A 15839-nucleotide genomic window follows, 5' to 3' on the forward strand; every position below is an offset into this window, starting at 1 on the left:
AGGACAAGGGACAGACATGGCAGAAATGGGCCGGTTCGACTGGCAGGACCCGTTCGCGCTCGACGCGCAGCTCACCGACGAGGAGCGCATGGTCCGCGATGCCGCGCGCGACTATGCCCAGGGCGAGTTGCTGCCGCGCGTCACCAGCGCCTTTCTCGAGGAGCGCTTCGACCGCGAGATCATGTCGGAGATGGGCGCCCTCGGGCTGCTCGGCGCGACGATCCCCGAGGCCTATGGCGGCGCGGGCCTCGGCTATGTCGCGTACGGCCTCGTCGCGCGCGAAGTCGAGCGCGTCGATTCGGGCTATCGCTCGGCGATGAGCGTGCAGAGTTCGCTCGTGATGCACCCGATCCACGCCTATGGCACCGAGGAACAGAAGCGCAGGTATCTGCCGAAGCTCGCCACCGGCGAATGGGTCGGCTGCTTCGGCCTCACCGAGCCCGACGCAGGCTCCGACCCCGGCTCGATGCGCACCCGCGCGCAGAAGATCGACGGCGGCTATCGTCTGACCGGCGCCAAGATGTGGATCACCAACTCGCCGATTGCCGACGTGTTCGTGGTCTGGGCCAAGTCCGATGCGCACCAGGGCGCGATCAAGGGCTTCGTCCTCGAAAAGGGGATGAAGGGGCTTTCGGCGCCCAAGATCGAAGGCAAGCTGAGCTTGCGCGCCTCGATCACCGGCGAGATCGTGATGGACGGCGTCGAAGTCGGCGAGGACGCGCTGCTCCCCGAGGTGCAGGGATTGAAGGGTCCCTTCGGCTGCCTCAACCGCGCGCGCTACGGCATCGCCTGGGGCGCGATGGGCGCCGCCGAGGCCTGCATGCACGCCGCGCGGCAGTACACGCTCGACCGCGCCCAGTTCGGCAAGCCGCTCGCCGCCAACCAGCTCGTCCAGTTGAAGCTCGCCAACATGCAGACCGAGATCGCGCTCGGGCTCCAGGCGGCGCTGCGCGCGGGCCGCATGTTCGACGAAGGCACGCTCAGCCCCGACGCGATCAGCATCATCAAACGCAACAATTGCGGCAAGGCGCTCGATATCGCCCGCGTCGCGCGCGACATGCACGGCGGCAACGGCATCTCGGCCGAGTTCCACGTCATGCGCCACGCGATCAACCTCGAGACAGTCAACACCTATGAGGGCACGCACGACGTCCATGGGTTGATCCTCGGCCGTGCGATCACCGGGATCGCGGCGTTCTGATGGCGCCCGATCGTCAACCGCTGCTCGAAGGCGAGCTGGTCCGGCTCCGGCCGATGACCGAAAACGATCGCGAGGCGCTGTTCGCAGTCGCCAGCGATCCGCTGATCTGGGAAGTCCATCCGGCGCACGATCGCTGGAAGCGCGACGTGTTCGACGCCTTCTTCGACGCCGGCCTCGCCTCGGGCGGCGCGCTGGTCATCGAGGACAAGGCGAGCGGCGCGGTGATCGGATCGAGCCGCTACGACGGCCATGATCCGCAGGCCGACGAGATCGAGATCGGCTGGACCTATATCGCCCGCGCCTATTGGGGCGGCACCTACAACCGCGAGATCAAGCGGCTGATGCTCGATCACATCCACCGCTTCGTCGGGACCGCGCTCTTCCAGGTGGGCGAGGACAATATCCGCTCGCGCAAGGCAATGCTGAAGATCGGCGGAGTCCTCCGCCCCGGCACCGCCGAGCGGATCATGGCGGGCGAAGTGAGGCGCCACGTGACTTACGAGATCCGCCGCCAGGGAAATCTGGAAGCGTGAAGCCGCTGGCAGGGCTTCGCGTCGTCGAGCTCGCCCGCATCCTCGCGGGGCCCTGGTGCGGCCAGCTGCTCGCCGACCTCGGCGCCGAAGTGATCAAGGTCGAGCGGCCCGGCGCCGGCGACGACACACGCCACTGGGGCCCGCCCTTCCTCCATGACGCGGAAGGCGAGAGCCTCGACGCCGCCTATTTCCACGCGTGCAACCGCGGCAAGGAATCGCGCTTCATCGACATCGCCACGCCCGAGGGTCAGGCCGAGGTCCGCGCGCTGATCGCCGACGCGGACGTGGTGATCGAGAACTACAAGGTCGGCGGGCTGGTCAAATACGGCCTCGACCCCGCCTCCTTGCGCGCCGCCCGCCCCGGGCTGATCGTCGCCTCGATCACCGGCTTCGGCCAGACCGGCCCCTATGCCAGCCGCGCCGGATACGACTTCATCGTCCAGGGCATGGGCGGCTTCATGAGCCTGACCGGCGAGCCCGACGGCGCGCCGCAAAAGGCGGGCGTCGCCTATGCCGACATCTTCACCGGCGTCTACACCGCGGTCGCGGTCCTCGCGGCGCTGCGCCACCGCGACGCCACCGGCGAAGGCGCGCATATCGACATGGCGCTGCTCGACACCCAGGTCGGCGTGCTCGCCAACCAGGCGCTCAACTGGATGGCCGACCCCGCCAGGGTCCCGCACCGCATGGGCAACGGCCACGCCAACCTCGTGCCCTATCAGGCGTTCCACGCGAAGGACGGCGAGCTGATCGTCGCGGTCGGCAATGATTCGCAGTTCCGCAAGCTGTGCGCGGTGCTCGGGCTGGACCTCGCCAACGATTCGCGCTTCGCCACCAACCCCGCGCGCGTCACCAACCGCGCCGCGCTGATCCTGCTGCTCGAAGCCGCGATCGGCAGCTGGGCCAAGGCCGACCTCTATGAGGCGCTCGAGGCGCAGAGCGTCCCCGCCGGCCCGATCAACACGCTCGACGAAGTCTTCGCCGATCCGCAGGTGCAGGCGCGCGGCATGAAGATCGAGCGCGAAGGCGTCCCCGGCCTCGCCAGCCCGATCGTCATCGACGGCGAGCGCATGGTCTCGGACAAGCCCAGCCCGCGGCGACCGGGCTAGGGTGCGGCCTCTCGACATCGCGGTCGCCGGCTGCGGCACGGCGGGGATGGCGGCCGCGCTGCTGCTCCACCGCGACGGGCACCGCATCACTTTGTTCGAGCGATTCGAGGAGGCGCGGCCGCTCGGTTCGGGGCTGATGCTCCAGCCGACCGGCCTCGCGGTGCTCGAAAGGCTCGGCCTCGCCGCCTCTACGCTCGCTACCGGCGCGCGCGTCGACCGGTTGTTCGGCGTCGCGGCAGGCTCGGCGCGCACCGTGCTCGACGTGCGCTATTCGGCGCTCCGCCGCGCGAACGCCTTCGGCCTCGGCATCCACCGCGCCGCGCTGTTCGGCGTGCTCCACGACGCCGTCCGCGCGGCGGGCATCCCGATCCACAGCGGCAGCGAAGTGACCGGAAGCGAGGCCGAGGGCGGAAGGCGCCGCCTGCGCTTCGCCGACGACTCGCGCTCGCCTGCCTTCGACCTGGTGGTCGACGCGCTCGGCGCCCGCAGCGCGCTCGCCCCCGAGGCCGGCCGCACGCTCGCCTATGGCGCGCTCTGGGCGAGCCTGCCCTGGCCCGGCGACGGCTTCGACTCGGCCGCGCTCCAACAGCGCTACCGCCGCGCCAGCGTGATGGCCGGGGTGCTCCCGATCGGCCGCGCGCCGGGCGCCGAGGGGCAATGCGCCGCCTTCTTCTGGTCGCTCCGTGCCGACCGGCTCGAGGCCTGGCGCGCCGGAGGGCTCGATCGCTGGAAAGCCGAAGTCGCGGCGCTCTGGCCCGCCACCCGCCCGCTGCTCGATTCGATACAAGACGCGGGCCAACTCACCTTCGCCCGTTACGCGCATCGTACGCTGCGCGCCCCCGCCGAGCCCGCGCTCGTCCACATCGGCGATGCGTGGCACTCGACCAGCCCGCAGCTCGGCCAGGGCGCCAACATGGCGCTGCTCGACGCCTGGGCGCTCGCGCTGGCGTTGCGCGAGAGCGATTCGCTCGACGCCGGCTGCGCGCGCGCGGTGGCGCTGCGCCGCCGCCACGTCCGCCTCTATCAGGCAATGAGCCGCGTCTTCACCCCCGTCTACCAGTCCGACGGGCGCGCGCTCCCCTTCCTGCGCGATCGGCTGGTCGGCCCGCTGTCGAAGCTCTGGCCGGCGACCACGCTCCAGGCGGCGATGGTCAGCGGCCTGGTCGGTTCGCCGCTGCGCCCGCTCGGCCTAGGCTAGCCGCCGGATCAGCTCCTGCGCCGCCGCCGGCGCGCGCACCTTTCCGCCGTGGATGAAGAAGACAAAGGTCTCGCGCGGGCTCTTCGGCGGATCTTCGTCCACCACATAGGGCAGCCCCTCGGGCCGCCCGCCCGCGGCCCAGGTACGCGCCGCCTCGGTCCAGCGCGGCAGCGCCGAATCGGGGTAGCAGAAGGGATTGTCGTCCTCGCCCGCCTCGAGCCGCGCATAGACGAAGTCGCCGGTCACGTCGGCGATCGCGGGATATTCGGGCGAATCGGCGAAGACGATCGCGACGCCCGCGTCGCGGCACATCCCAACGAACTCGGGCACCGCGAAGCTGTCGTGGCGCACCTGCACCGCATGGCGCAGCGCCACGCCTTCATGGTTCTTCGGAAGCAGCTTGAGCCAGGCGCCGAAATCCTCCGCGTCGAACTTCTTGGTCGCCATGAACTGCCACAGGATCGGCCCCAGCCGGTCGCCGAGCTCGGTGATCCCCTGCCCGACGAACTTCGCGATCGATTCGCCGCCCTCGGCCAGCACCTTGCGGTTGGTGCAGAAGCGCGACGCCTTGACCGCGAAGACGAACCCGTCGGGCACCGTCTTCGCCCAGCCCTCGAAGGTCGCGGGCTTGAAGCTCGAATAATAGGTGCCGTTGATTTCGATCGCAGTCAGCTGGCCCGAGGCGAACTCGAGCTCCTTCTTCTGCGAAAGTCCCGCGGGATAGAAGGTCCCGCGCCAGGGCTCGAAGGTCCAGCCGCCGATGCCGACTCGTATGGGTGCGATGGTCATGGCGCGAAGCTAGCCGCTCCGCCGCGCCGCGCCAGCCCGATTGCTGCGGTCAAACCCGCGTCAGCGCACCCGCGACCAGGTCTGCGCCTTGCAGATCACGCCGAACAGCACGCAGCCCTTGCCGACCATCTTGTCCTGCCCCGAGAAGCTGATCGTGCCCGAGAAGGTCTTGCGGATGTCGGGGACGAACACCTTGCCCTTCCACTTGCCCGCACCCGCGGGCTCGAGGTCGCGGAACAGCCGCGTGCCGATCAGGTTCTGCGTCCCGCCGCGGCGCGCGTCGGCGATCGCCTTGGCGCTCGCCCAGCTGACGGTGCCGCAGATGCTGCTGCCGCAGCGGTCGATTCGCACGTGGACGCTGTTGCTCGGATTGGCCCATTCGCTCGCGATCGGGGGCGGTGCGGTCTCGTTGGCGGCGGCGGGCACGGCCAAGGGCGCCGCCAGCAGCGCGACGGCAGTGAGCCTGGAAAGGACGGACTTCATCACAACCACATTCCCTCGAACAAGCTGAACACCCGCTTGCGCGGATGTCGACGTCACCAAGATCGGGAGCCCCGCCCGCTCGGACCGGATACGATCTGGAAACCGAATGCGGCGCCCGCAAGGCCGCAGTTTGGAAACGCTGTGTTCTGTGGCGACCGATTGTCGTGGTCCGGGCATCTGGCCCGGAAGCCGCTGGAGCGGGCGAAGGGATTCGAACCCTCGACCCCGACCTTGGCAAGGTCGTGCTCTACCCCTGAGCTACGCCCGCTCTGGCGTCTGGCCCCGTGCGACAAGCGCTTCGGGGCGGGTGAGGCGCGGCCACTAGCAGCGGGATTCGGACAGCGCAAGCCCCTTGATGCGATTCGGGAAAAGGCTTGGCGCGAAGCAGTGAAACGCCCACATAGCGCCGATCCCGATCCGCAATCTTGCCGAGGAGCACCCCGTTGGCCACGCTTGGACTGAGCCCCGCCGAGAAGGAAGCCGTCGAAGCCTTCCGTCGCGACATCGTCGAGCCGTCGATGACGAGCCTGGTGATCATCGATTTCTGGGCCGAATGGTGCGGGCCGTGCAAGGCGCTGGCCCCCGTGCTCGACAAGCTCGCCGAGGATTATGCGTCGAAGGGCGTCAAGCTCGCCAAGGTCGACGTCGACAAGAATCAGTTCATCGCCGCGCAGTTCCAGGTGCGCTCGATCCCGACGGTCTATGCGATGTTCCAGGGCCAGCTCGTCGCCGATCTCTCGACCGCGCGCACCGAGAGCCAGTTCCGCACGATGCTCGACCAGATCCTGCGCCAGCTTCCCGTCCAGAGCGAGAATGCCCAGGCCGAGGCCGAGATCGAGCCGCTGATCGCGATGGGCGAGCAGGTGCTGGCCGAGGGCGACAACGAGCGTGCGCTTTCGATCTTCGACCAGATCCTCGAGCTCGCGCCCGACCATCCCGTCGTCATCGCCGGCCGCGCCCGCGCGCTGGTCGCGCTGGGCCGCGCCGGGGAAGCGGCCACCGCGCTCGCAACGCTGCCCGAGGACGCCGCCAGGCTCCCCGAAGTCGAGCGCGCCCGCGCCGCAGTGAGCCTCGCGCAGGAGGCCCAGCCGGTCGACGATCTCGCCGGCCTCCGCACCCGCGCCGCCACCGGCGACATGGAAGCGCGCTACGAGCTCGCCGGCGCACTGATGGCAAGCGACCGCGACGGCGCCGCCGAGACGCTGCTCGAGATGATTCGCGAGGACCGCGAGTGGAACGACGGCGCCGCCCGCGCGCGCCTGCTCAAGCTGTTCGAGGCCGTCGGGCTCGAGGACCCCTGGGTCTCCGCCCAGCGGCGCAAGCTCTCGGCGATCCTGTTCGGATGACGGTCACGCGCCTGTCGGTCTTCCCGCTGGCGGGCGCGCTGCTCTTCCCGCGGATGCAGTTGCCGCTGCACATCTTCGAGCCGCGCTACCGGGCGATGGTCTCGGACGCGCTCGCCCGCGACCGGCGCATCGGCATGATCCAGCCGCGCGATTCGTCCGATCCGCCTGCCTTGTTCGACATGGGCTGCGTCGGCCGCATCGCCGATGTCGAGGCGCTGCCCGACGGCCGCTTCGACATCGTGCTCGAAGGGCTGGCGCGCTTCACCATCGTGCGCGAGCTCGAGGTCACCACGCCCTTCCGCCAGGTCGAGGCCGAGCTGGAGGACGCGGGCGAACCCGGCGTGCTCGCGCTGGCCGAGCGCGCCAGCCTCGAGATGGAGGCGCGCCGCTTCGCCGACGGGCTCGGCTATGCCGTCGACTGGGAAGCCGTGAGCCGGCTCGACGACGAATCGCTCGTCAACGGCATCGCCCAAATCGCGCCCTTCGACGCGGCGTCCAAGCAGGCGCTGCTCGAATCCGATTCGCTCGGCGACCGTGCGGCGCTCGTCGTCCAGCTCATGCAGTTCTTCGGCCGCCACGGCGAAGACCGCGCGACGCTGCAGTGAGGTTCGGGCAGTGATCGACCCCTGGCTCCTCGAAAAGCTGGTCTGCCCCGCCACGCGCACGCCGCTGCGCTACGATGCCGAGCGGCAGGAGCTGGTCTCGGACCAGGCCGGCCTCGCCTATCCGATCCGCGACGGCGTTCCCGTCCTGCTGGTCGAAGCGGCACGGAAGATCGAACGCTAGCTCCCCCCTGTACCCCGGCGAAGGCCGGGGCCCAGTCGCCCCGCCCTCAAGACGGCGCGAGCGTGTCGAACAGATCCTCCCACTCGGGATTCAGCCCCGCGCAGCTTCCACGCACGCCGCCTGGGAAAGCCCTTGAAATGTAGGATTTCGCCTGCTCAGCTCGATGCGCTGCCGCCTGGCCGCCGCTCTTTGACAAGTGAGTCGCACCCAGCACGATCGCCTGTTTGGGCCGCACCATCGCGCGTTTCCGCCCCGCCGCGTCGCCGCGCGAACCATCGCGATAGTGTGACCCTGGTGTGACCTTTGCCTGCGTATGGTGCGCGGCGAAGCCCGGCGAACGCTACGCCGTCACGCCCTGCAGCAGCTTGGGCACGTCGCCGCTCTCGCCGCGCGCCTCGCTCATGAACCAGTCCTTGAGCGGCGGCAGCCGGTCGACCGCCGACAGCCCGAACCGCCGCACTGCGCTCGCGGTACGCCCCGGCACTCCGAACAGCCGCGTCAGCCCATCGGTCGCCGCGGCGACCATGAAGGTGTCGAGCCCGCGCCAGCGCTGGTAGCGCGCGAGCAGCTGCGGGTCGCCCAGGTCGAGCCCCAGCCTTTTGCCGTCGACCAGCACCTCGACGAGCGTCGCGACGTCGCGGAAGCCCACGTTGACGCCCTGCCCCGCGATCGGATGGATGCCGTGCGCCGCGTCGCCCACCAGCGCGAGCCGGTCCGCGGTGATCCAGGCGGCATGGTGGAAGCCCAGCGGATAGCTCGACCGCGCCGAAAGCGGCCCGAGCTTGCCCAGGAAGCCGCCCATCTTCTTCTCGGCCTCGGCCAGATAGGCGCGCGGGGAAATCTTCATCATCCCCGCCGCCTCGCTCGCCTTGACCGTCCACACCACCGCCGAGCGATGGCCGTTGGCGTCGTCGAGCAGCGGCAGGATTGCGAAGGGTCCCTGCGGGTAGAAGATCTCGAAGGCGATGTTCTCGTGGCTGCGCTCGTGCCCCAGCGTCGCGATCATCGCGGCATGGTCGTACTGCCAGCGCGCGGTCTTGAGCCCGGCCGCCTCGCGCGTCGGCGAATTGCGCCCCTCGGCCGCGACCAGCAGCGGCGCGTGCACCACCGCACCCGAATCGAGCGTCGCCGTCACGCCGGTGGCGCCGCGCTCGACCGAGACCGCGCGCGTCTTCATCCGCATGTCGGCGCCCGGCGCCGCCTGCGCCGCCTCGAACAGCGCCGCGCGCAGCACGCGATTCTCGAACATATGGCCGAGCGCACCCTCGCCGGCGTCGGGCTTGAAGTCGAGCTTGCCCGGATCGAGCCCGTCGGAGACGCGGATGCCTTCGATCGGGCAGCCCTTGCCGGCGAGCCGGGGGGCGACGCCGATGGCTTCAAACATCCGCATCGGCGCGCTGGCGATCGCCGAGGCGCGCCCGTCGAACCCCGATGCGAGGATCAGCTCGGGGTCCGCGGGATCGACGATGATCGAAGTGAGGCCATGCGCATCGAGCGCAACCGCAAGCGCGCTGCCGACCAGCCCGCCGCCAAGGATGAGTACGTCCGCACGATCCATGCGCCAGCCCTAGCGCCGCACCGCCGACGCGACAAACGCTTTCCTACAAGTACGTGTTCTGCTATTGTTCCCGATTGTGGGGCCGGTGCGGCCGATTCGGAGCGGGGCGCCGCTCCGGGGCGGCCGGAAAATGAAAACACGGGGGAGGGTGTGCACTTTGTCCACTTCCAGACTGTCCACTTCCACGGCCGCGGCGGGGATGCTTGACGGCGGACTCGTCGCAGGCGATGATTCCGCCCGCACCCCCTGACAATTCGGAGGCTGGACGATGGCGTCCCGCGCACAACCGTCGCAACTGCGCGACACGATGAAGGCCGGCGCGCGCCGCAGCGGCGCGCTGATCGGCGGGACGATCCTGTTCCTGCTGACCATCGCGGCGGTGCTCGCGCTGCTCACCTATCATTCGCAGGATCCGTCGCTGAACACGGCTTCCGGGGGCCCTGCGCACAATCTGCTCGGCACGCCCGGCGCCTGGATCGCCGATCTGCTGCTGATGCTGCTCGGCCTGCCGGTCGCGCTGTTCGCGCCGGTCGGGCTGATCGTCGCGCACCGGCTGTGGCGCGATCTGCCGGTGGGCAACTGGCGCGCGATGCTGCGCGGCGTCGCGATCGGCGTGGTGCTGCTCTCGACTGCGCTGTCCTTCTTCTCGAGCGATTCGGTGCTGTGGCTCGTCGGCGGCTGGGGCGGCGTGGTCGGCCTCGCGATCGCCGGGCTGTTCAACTGGGGAATCGCCTTCATCGGCCAGGCCGATCTCGAATTCTGGATCGGGCGCGGGCTGGGGCTCGTCTTCGCGCTCGCCGGCCTGTGGGTCTGGTCGCGCAGCCTCGATTTCCGCCCGTCCGAGACTCCGCTCCGCCTGCCCAGCTTCAAGCCCGCGCCGCGCCAGCAGCGCCTCGCCGCGCCCGAGCCCGATCCGCGCGAGACCGGCGACCTGCGCGAGCCGCGCGAGGCCCGCGAGCCTCGCAAGCTGGTGGTGCCGGACAACCGCCCCGGCCCGGTGATCGCCGATCGCACGATCGCTCCTTCGCCGGCGCGCACCAAGCCGCCCGAGCAGACCAGCCTCGACTTCAAGGACAGCTACAAGCTGCCCCCCCTCGACCTGCTCAAGGCGGCGCCGCCCAACCAGAACGCCGCGATCGACAAGGCCGCGCTCGAGCGCAACGCGCGGCTGCTCGAGAGCGTGCTCGACGATTTCCATGTGAAGGGGCAGATCGTCGAGGTCCGTCCCGGTCCCGTCGTCACCATGTACGAGCTCGAGCCCGCCTCGGGCATCAAGGCGAGCCGCGTGATCCAGCTCGCCGACGACATCGCGCGAAACATGAGCGCGATCTCGGCGCGCGTCGCGACCATTCCCGGCCGCACCGTCATCGGCATCGAGCTCCCCAACGCCAAGCGCGAGGCGGTGAATCTCCACGAGCTGATCGGCAGCGAGGCGTTCGAATCGCAGGGCGCGTCGCTCCCGCTGGTGCTCGGCAAGAACATCGCCGGCGATCCGGTGATCGGCGACCTCGCCCCGATGCCGCACCTGCTCGTCGCCGGCACCACCGGCTCGGGCAAGTCGGTGGGGCTCAACTCGATGATCCTGTCGCTGCTCTACCGGCTGACCCCGGACCAGTGCCGGATGATCATGATCGATCCCAAGATGCTCGAGCTCAGCATCTACAAGGACATTCCGCACCTGCTGGCCGACGTGGTGACCGATCCGCCCAAGGCGGTCCGCGCGCTCAAATGGGCGGTCGAGCAGATGGAGGACCGCTACCGGATGATGGCCTCGGTCAACGTCCGCAGCCTCGCCAGCTTCAACGAGAAGGTCCGCGCCGCCAAGGCCAAGGGCCAGCCGCTCGGGCGCAAGGTCCAGACCGGCTACGACCCCGACACCGGCAAGCCGATCTATGAGGAGGAGACGCTCGATCTCCAGCCGCTGCCGCAGATCGTGGTGATCGTCGACGAGCTCGCCGATCTGATGATGACCGCGGGCAAGGAAGTCGAATTCCTCATCCAGCGCCTCGCGCAGAAGGCGCGCGCCGCGGGCATCCACTTGATCATGGCGACGCAGCGCCCCTCGGTCGACGTCATCACCGGCGTGATCAAGGCCAATCTGCCGACGCGAATCTCCTTCCACGTCACCTCGAAGATCGATTCGCGCACCATCCTCGGCGAACAGGGCGCCGAGCAGCTGCTCGGCAAGGGCGACATGCTCTACATGCCCGGCGGCAAGCAGATCGTCCGCGTCCACGGCCCCTTCGTCAGCGACGAGGAAGTCCAGGCGGTCGCCGATTTCTGGCGCGCGCAGGGCGCCCCCGACTACATCAGCGCCGTCACCGAGGAGCCCGAGGACGGCGGCTTCGCGCTCGAGGGCGGGCCCGAGGGCGAGGACAGCCCCGAGGAGCAGCTCTACCGCCGCGCCACCCAGCTCGTCGCCGAGAGCCAGAAGGCCTCGACGTCATGGCTGCAGCGCCAGCTGCGCGTCGGCTATAATTCGGCGGCGCGCCTGATCGAGCGGATGGAGAAGGACGGGCTGGTCTCGCGCCCCGACCATGTCGGCCGGCGCGAGGTGCTGATGGATACCGACGGCCGGGCACTCTGAGGATCGTTTCACGAACCTGCGGGTTCAGTTGGCATTCAAGCCCGGCCGCCTAGCGGCATCATCCAGCAATTGGAGAAGAGAAACGTGTTTGCACGGCCCCTCGCCCTCACTCTGCTCGCCGCCCCCGCGCTGGTCGCCGCCGCGCCCGCGGGCGAGCTCGCCCAGGTGCAGCAGCACCTCCAGGGCGTGAGCAGCATGACCGCGAATTTCACGCAGATCGACCGCAACGGACGCGCGCTTACCGGCACGATGACGCTCAAGCGTCCCGGCAAGATCCGCTTCCAGTATCAGAAGGGCGTTCCCCAGCTGATCGTCGCGGATGGCAACAGCCTCTATTTCATCGACTATCAGGTCCGGCAGGTCGATCGCTGGCCGATCGGCAATTCGCCGCTCGCCGCGCTGCTCAACCCGAACCGCGACATCACCAGGTTCGCCACGCTCAAGCCGAGCGGCGATCCGAGCATCCTCTCGGCCGAGGTCCATGATCCGCGCCATCCCGAATATGGCCGGATCACGATGATCTTCCAGAAGAACGCCTCGGCGCCTTCGGGGCTGATGCTCCAGGGCTGGGTGGCACTGGATTCGCAGAACAACCGCACCACCATCCGCCTGTCGAATCAGCGCTTCAACGTGCCCGTTTCCGATGGAACGTTCCGCTGGAACGACCCGCGGAGGCAGGCCCCGCGGAATCGCTGACGATTCGTTCATGTAGGCGACAGGTAAGGCGCTCTAGAAATCAACGTGCGGATGTGGGGCGGTTACCGGGATTTCCCCCTGTTGCTCGGGATCACTCCACATCCCGCCTGCGTGAACGAACGCTAGGTCGGCCCTCGCTCCATTGCCCCCGGAGCGGGGGCCTTTCCGCATCTGGCGAAGTAGGATTTCGATAGCTACATCGCCCTGGTGAAGATCGCCTCCTGGAACATCAACTCGGTGCGGTTCCGCATCGACATCGTCGAGCAATTCCTGCGCGAGGAATCGCCGGACATCCTGTGCCTGCAGGAAACCAAGGTCATCGACGGGGACTTCCCCGAAGCGCCGTTCCGCGCGCTCGGCTACGACCATGTCATCAAGCACGGCCAGCGGATGCACCACGGCGTCGCGATCCTCAGCCGCGTGCCGGTGGTCGAGGACGACCGGTTCGACTGGCAGGCCAATGGCGAGGCGCGCCACGTCGGCGTGCGCCTGCCCAACGGCGTGCGGCTCGAGAATGTCTATGTCCCCGCCGGCGGCGACACGCCCGATCGCAACGTGAATCCCAAGTTCGGCCAGAAGCTCGATTTCGTCGAGCGGATGACGCGCTGGTCCGAGGATCTGCGCGTGCCGTCGATCCTGGTCGGCGATCTCAACATCGCGCCGCTCGAATGCGACGTGTGGAGTCACAAGGCATTGCTCGACGTGGTGAGCCACACGCCGGTCGAGGTCGAGGCAATGGGTCGGCTCCAGGCCGCGCACGACTGGGTGGATCTCGGCCGCACCTTCATCCCGGCCCCCGAGCGCTGCTTCACCTGGTGGAGCTATCGCGCCAAGGATTGGGCCGCCTCGGACCGCGGCCGCCGGCTCGACCATATGTGGGCCAGCCCGGAAGTGGCGAAGGCCGCCACCGGCCACAAGGTGCACGAGCCCTGCCGCAGCTGGCTCAAGCCCTCGGACCATGTGCCGATCGTGACGGAATTCGATTTTTGAGCGACCCGCGCGCCGTCGCCCGCGCGGTCGACGCGCTGCGTCGCGGCTGGCCGGTCGCGATCCGCGGGCGCGACGGAACGCTGCGCCTGCTCGCGATCGAGACCGCCGACGCCCGACGCCTGGAGGTTTTCGACCCCGAGGCTCAGGCGCCGGTGCTGCTCTCCGCCGGCCGCGCGGCCACGCTCAAGCTCGCCAACCAGCGCGATGCCGCCACTCCCGATTCGCCGGTGCTCGTCGAGCGCGTGCCCTGGCTCGATCTCGACGCGGCGACCGCGCTCGCCGACCCGCAGCTCGATCTGGCGACTCCGCTCAAGGGCCCCTTCCGCGCGCTTCCCCTCGTCTCCGAGGACGCCGCCGGCGCCGCGCTGCGCCTCGCGCGGGTCGCGGGCATGCTCCCGGCCTTCTTCGCGCTTCCGGGCGACGATGCCGACGCCATCACGCCCGCCGACATCGACGCGCATGAGGATGCCACGCGGCTCTGCATCGTCGCGCGCGCGCATCTGCCCGTCGAAGGCGACGAAGGCGCCGAGATCGTCGCCTTCCGCACCGACGAGATGCCCGGCGAGCATGTCGCGCTGTTGATCGGCGAGCCCGACGGGACCCCACCCTTGGTGCGGCTCCACAGCGAGTGCCTGACCGGCGACGTGCTCGGCTCGCTCAAGTGCGATTGCGGGCCCCAGCTTCGCGCCGCGATCGCCGCGATCAAGGCAAGCGGCTGGGGTATCCTCCTCTATTTGCGCCAGGAGGGCCGGGGCATCGGCCTGATCAACAAGCTGCGCGCCTATGCGCTGCAGGATCAGGGATTCGACACCGTCGATGCGAACACCCGGCTGGGCTTCGCAGTCGACGCGCGCAACTTCGCCACTGCCGCGCGGATGCTGGCGCTATTGGGTCAGCACCAGGTTCGCCTGCTCACCAACAATCCCGGAAAGGTCGCCGGGCTGGAAGCCGCGGGCGTGCGGGTCACCGAGCGCGTGCCCCACAAGCTCCCGCCCAATCCGCACAACGAACGCTATCTGGCCACCAAGCGCGATCGGACCGGCCACCAGCTCTAGAAGATCAGCCGGGCGACCTCGCCGAAGTCGCTCGCGATTTTGCCTACGCCCAGCGCGCGTAGCCGCTCGCCATGATCGGGCGGGCAATGCGACCCCGCGCAAAGGCCGATCACATGCGCCCCCGAGGCTACCGCTCCGGTCACGCCCACCGGCGAATCCTCGAGGATCACCGTCCGCGCGATGTCCACGCCCAGCGCCTGGGCTGCGTGGAGATAGACGTCGGGCGCCGGCTTGCCGCGGCTCACATGCTCGCGACCGCTGAAGATCTTGTCGCCGAACGCATCGCGGACGCCGAGGTGCTCCAGGTGCCGCGTGATCCAGCGCGTCGAACTCGAAGAGGCGATCGCGCGCGGCAGTTCGGGCGGCAGGCTGTGGATGAAGGCGATCGCACCAGCGACCGCGGGCAACCCGTCCTCAAGCGCGCGGCGATCCTCCTCGGCGCGCGCCTCGTGGAAATCCTCGGGAATCGGCCGGCCGATCCACTTCTCAATCGCGTCGTGGAAGTCGCGGCCGGAAAGCCCCATGAAGTTCGCCATCGACTCTTGCGGCGTGGTCGGATGGCCGATTCGCGTCAGATACTCGGCGATCTGGCGGTTACCGGCATATTCGCTCTCGAGCAGCACACCGTCGAAATCGAAGATGATCCCCTCGAACCTCACGCGCGCTCTCCGAACAGCGCGGTGCCGACGCGGACGTGCGTCGCGCCGGTCATCACCGCCGTCTCGTAATCCCCCGACATGCCCATACTGAGCCCGTCGAGCCCATGACCGCGCGCGAGCTTGGCGAGCAGCGCGAAATAGGGCGCGGGCTCCAGCTCGAGCGGCGGCACGCACATCAGCCCTGCGATCGGCAACCCGGCCGCGCGCGCCTCGGCGAGGAGCTCGGGCAGCGCGTCGACCGGGCAACCGCCCTTCTGCGGCTCGTCGCCGATGTTGACCTGGATGAAGCACTCAGGCCGACGACCGCTGCGCTCCATCGCCTTCGCCAGCGCAGGGATGAGCGACGGGCGGTCGAGCGAATGGATCGCATCGAACAGCGCGACGGCGTCATCGGCCTTGTTCGACTGGAGCTGGCCGACGAGGTGGAGCCGCACGTCGGGGTATTCGGCGCGCAGCGCCGGCCATTTGGCTTCGGCCTCCTGCACACGATTCTCGCCGAACACGCGCTGCCCGGCGGCGAGCAGCGGGCGAATCGCCTCTGCGTCATGCGTTTTGGAAACCGCGATGAGCGTGACCGATTCGGGCTTGCGGTCGGCGAGCCTCGCGGCGCGCGCGATCTGCTCGCGCGCGGTGGCGAGGCGCTGGCTGGCGTCGTCTGTGGACATGGGGGGCGCTATAGGCAGGCGGATGCACCGCCGCCACCCCCTCCCGCGCCTCTGGCTGATGACCGACGAACGCATGGGCGATTCGCTGTGGCGGGCGCTTGAGCGACTGCCACGGGGGAGCGGAGTCGTGTTTCGGCACTATGGGTTGCGATTCGAGGAGCGGCGGGCGTTGTTCGCTAAGGTC

The 15839-nt window shown here is 69.2% G+C and carries 16 protein-coding genes and 1 tRNA gene; 11 read left to right on the top strand and 6 right to left on the bottom strand.

Annotated elements, in window-relative coordinates; genetic code table 11:
* Positions 1-16: 16 nt before the first annotated feature.
* The 4 genes from J7500_RS04015 to J7500_RS04030 are packed head-to-tail and all read left to right on the top strand — an operon-like array spanning position 17 to position 4041.
* Complete coding sequence (locus tag J7500_RS04015; protein WP_294060160.1) at positions 17-1201, top strand: acyl-CoA dehydrogenase; 1185 nt, start codon at positions 17-19, stop codon at positions 1199-1201.
* Positions 1201-1734 carry a GNAT family N-acetyltransferase gene (locus J7500_RS04020; protein WP_294060161.1) on the top strand — a complete coding sequence of 178 codons (534 nt, stop codon included), beginning with the start codon at positions 1201-1203 and terminating at the stop codon, positions 1732-1734. Before J7500_RS04015 ends, J7500_RS04020 begins: the two co-directional genes overlap by 1 nt.
* Entirely contained in the window at positions 1731-2843 is a 1113-nt protein-coding gene (locus J7500_RS04025) for a CaiB/BaiF CoA-transferase family protein (RefSeq protein ID WP_294060162.1), read from the top strand. Before J7500_RS04020 ends, J7500_RS04025 begins: the two co-directional genes overlap by 4 nt.
* Before the next feature lies 1 nt (position 2844).
* Positions 2845-4041, top strand: coding sequence for an NAD(P)/FAD-dependent oxidoreductase (locus J7500_RS04030; RefSeq protein WP_294060164.1), 1197 nt, complete (start codon positions 2845-2847; stop codon positions 4039-4041).
* On the opposite strand, the gene J7500_RS04035 is transcribed toward J7500_RS04030, so the two are convergent.
* From J7500_RS04035 to J7500_RS04045, 3 genes are all read right to left on the bottom strand, one after another.
* Entirely contained in the window at positions 4033-4830 is a 798-nt protein-coding gene (locus J7500_RS04035) for a DUF72 domain-containing protein (RefSeq protein WP_294060165.1), read from the bottom strand. The genes J7500_RS04030 and J7500_RS04035 overlap by 9 nt on opposite strands.
* Before the next feature lie 60 nt (positions 4831-4890).
* The gene (locus J7500_RS04040; RefSeq protein WP_294060167.1) at positions 4891-5313 is read right to left on the bottom strand and encodes a DUF2147 domain-containing protein; all 423 of its coding nucleotides are present in this window, start codon (positions 5311-5313) and stop codon (positions 4891-4893) included.
* Positions 5314-5506: 193 nt separating this feature from the next.
* Positions 5507-5581 (bottom strand) — tRNA-Gly (locus tag J7500_RS04045).
* Positions 5582-5771: 190 nt separating this feature from the next.
* Here J7500_RS04045 and J7500_RS04050 point away from each other — a divergent pair.
* Genes J7500_RS04050 through J7500_RS04060 form a run of 3 tightly spaced genes read left to right on the top strand, consistent with a single transcriptional unit; the run spans position 5772 to position 7445 of the window.
* A complete protein-coding gene (locus J7500_RS04050) occupies positions 5772-6659 on the top strand; it encodes a tetratricopeptide repeat protein (protein WP_294060682.1) in 888 nt (295 codons plus the stop codon).
* Complete coding sequence (locus J7500_RS04055; RefSeq protein ID WP_294060168.1) at positions 6656-7264, top strand: LON peptidase substrate-binding domain-containing protein; 609 nt, start codon at positions 6656-6658, stop codon at positions 7262-7264. The genes J7500_RS04050 and J7500_RS04055 overlap by 4 nt, the downstream gene beginning before the upstream one ends.
* Positions 7265-7274: 10 nt before the next feature.
* Complete coding sequence (locus tag J7500_RS04060; RefSeq protein WP_294060169.1) at positions 7275-7445, top strand: Trm112 family protein; 171 nt, start codon at positions 7275-7277, stop codon at positions 7443-7445.
* A gap of 340 nt (positions 7446-7785) precedes the next feature.
* Here J7500_RS04060 and J7500_RS04065 read toward each other — a convergent pair whose 3' ends face one another.
* Positions 7786-9003 carry a UbiH/UbiF/VisC/COQ6 family ubiquinone biosynthesis hydroxylase gene (locus J7500_RS04065; protein WP_294060171.1) on the bottom strand — a complete coding sequence of 406 codons (1218 nt, stop codon included), beginning with the start codon at positions 9001-9003 and terminating at the stop codon, positions 7786-7788.
* Positions 9004-9271: 268 nt separating this feature from the next.
* On the opposite strand from J7500_RS04065, the gene J7500_RS04070 reads away from it, so the two are divergent.
* The 4 genes from J7500_RS04070 to ribA all read left to right on the top strand — a co-directional run bounded on the left by J7500_RS04070 (position 9272) and on the right by ribA (position 14331).
* Entirely contained in the window at positions 9272-11590 is a 2319-nt protein-coding gene (locus J7500_RS04070; RefSeq protein ID WP_294060173.1) for a DNA translocase FtsK 4TM domain-containing protein, read from the top strand.
* Between the two features lie 84 nt (positions 11591-11674).
* The gene (locus tag J7500_RS04075; protein WP_294060175.1) at positions 11675-12286 is read left to right on the top strand and encodes an outer membrane lipoprotein carrier protein LolA; all 612 of its coding nucleotides are present in this window, start codon (positions 11675-11677) and stop codon (positions 12284-12286) included.
* A gap of 207 nt (positions 12287-12493) precedes the next feature.
* Positions 12494-13276 carry an exodeoxyribonuclease III gene (locus J7500_RS04080; protein ID WP_294060177.1) on the top strand — a complete coding sequence of 261 codons (783 nt, stop codon included), beginning with the start codon at positions 12494-12496 and terminating at the stop codon, positions 13274-13276.
* Positions 13273-14331: a GTP cyclohydrolase II gene (ribA, locus tag J7500_RS04085; RefSeq protein WP_294060178.1), complete on the top strand. Its 1059-nt coding sequence runs from the start codon at positions 13273-13275 to the stop codon at positions 14329-14331. Before J7500_RS04080 ends, ribA begins: the two co-directional genes overlap by 4 nt.
* Here the strand turns inward: ribA and J7500_RS04090 are convergent.
* Together J7500_RS04090 and J7500_RS04095 are read right to left on the bottom strand one after the other, a co-directional pair.
* Positions 14328-14990: an HAD family phosphatase gene (locus J7500_RS04090; protein ID WP_294060179.1), complete on the bottom strand. Its 663-nt coding sequence runs from the start codon at positions 14988-14990 to the stop codon at positions 14328-14330. The genes ribA and J7500_RS04090 overlap by 4 nt on opposite strands.
* Complete coding sequence (locus J7500_RS04095; RefSeq protein ID WP_294060180.1) at positions 14987-15655, bottom strand: YggS family pyridoxal phosphate-dependent enzyme; 669 nt, start codon at positions 15653-15655, stop codon at positions 14987-14989. Before J7500_RS04095 ends, J7500_RS04090 begins: the two co-directional genes overlap by 4 nt.
* Positions 15656-15839: the final 184 nt, after the last annotated feature.

This window comes from Sphingomonas sp., from assembly GCF_017744835.1.
In the GTDB taxonomy this organism is placed as follows: domain Bacteria; phylum Pseudomonadota; class Alphaproteobacteria; order Sphingomonadales; family Sphingomonadaceae; genus Sphingomonas.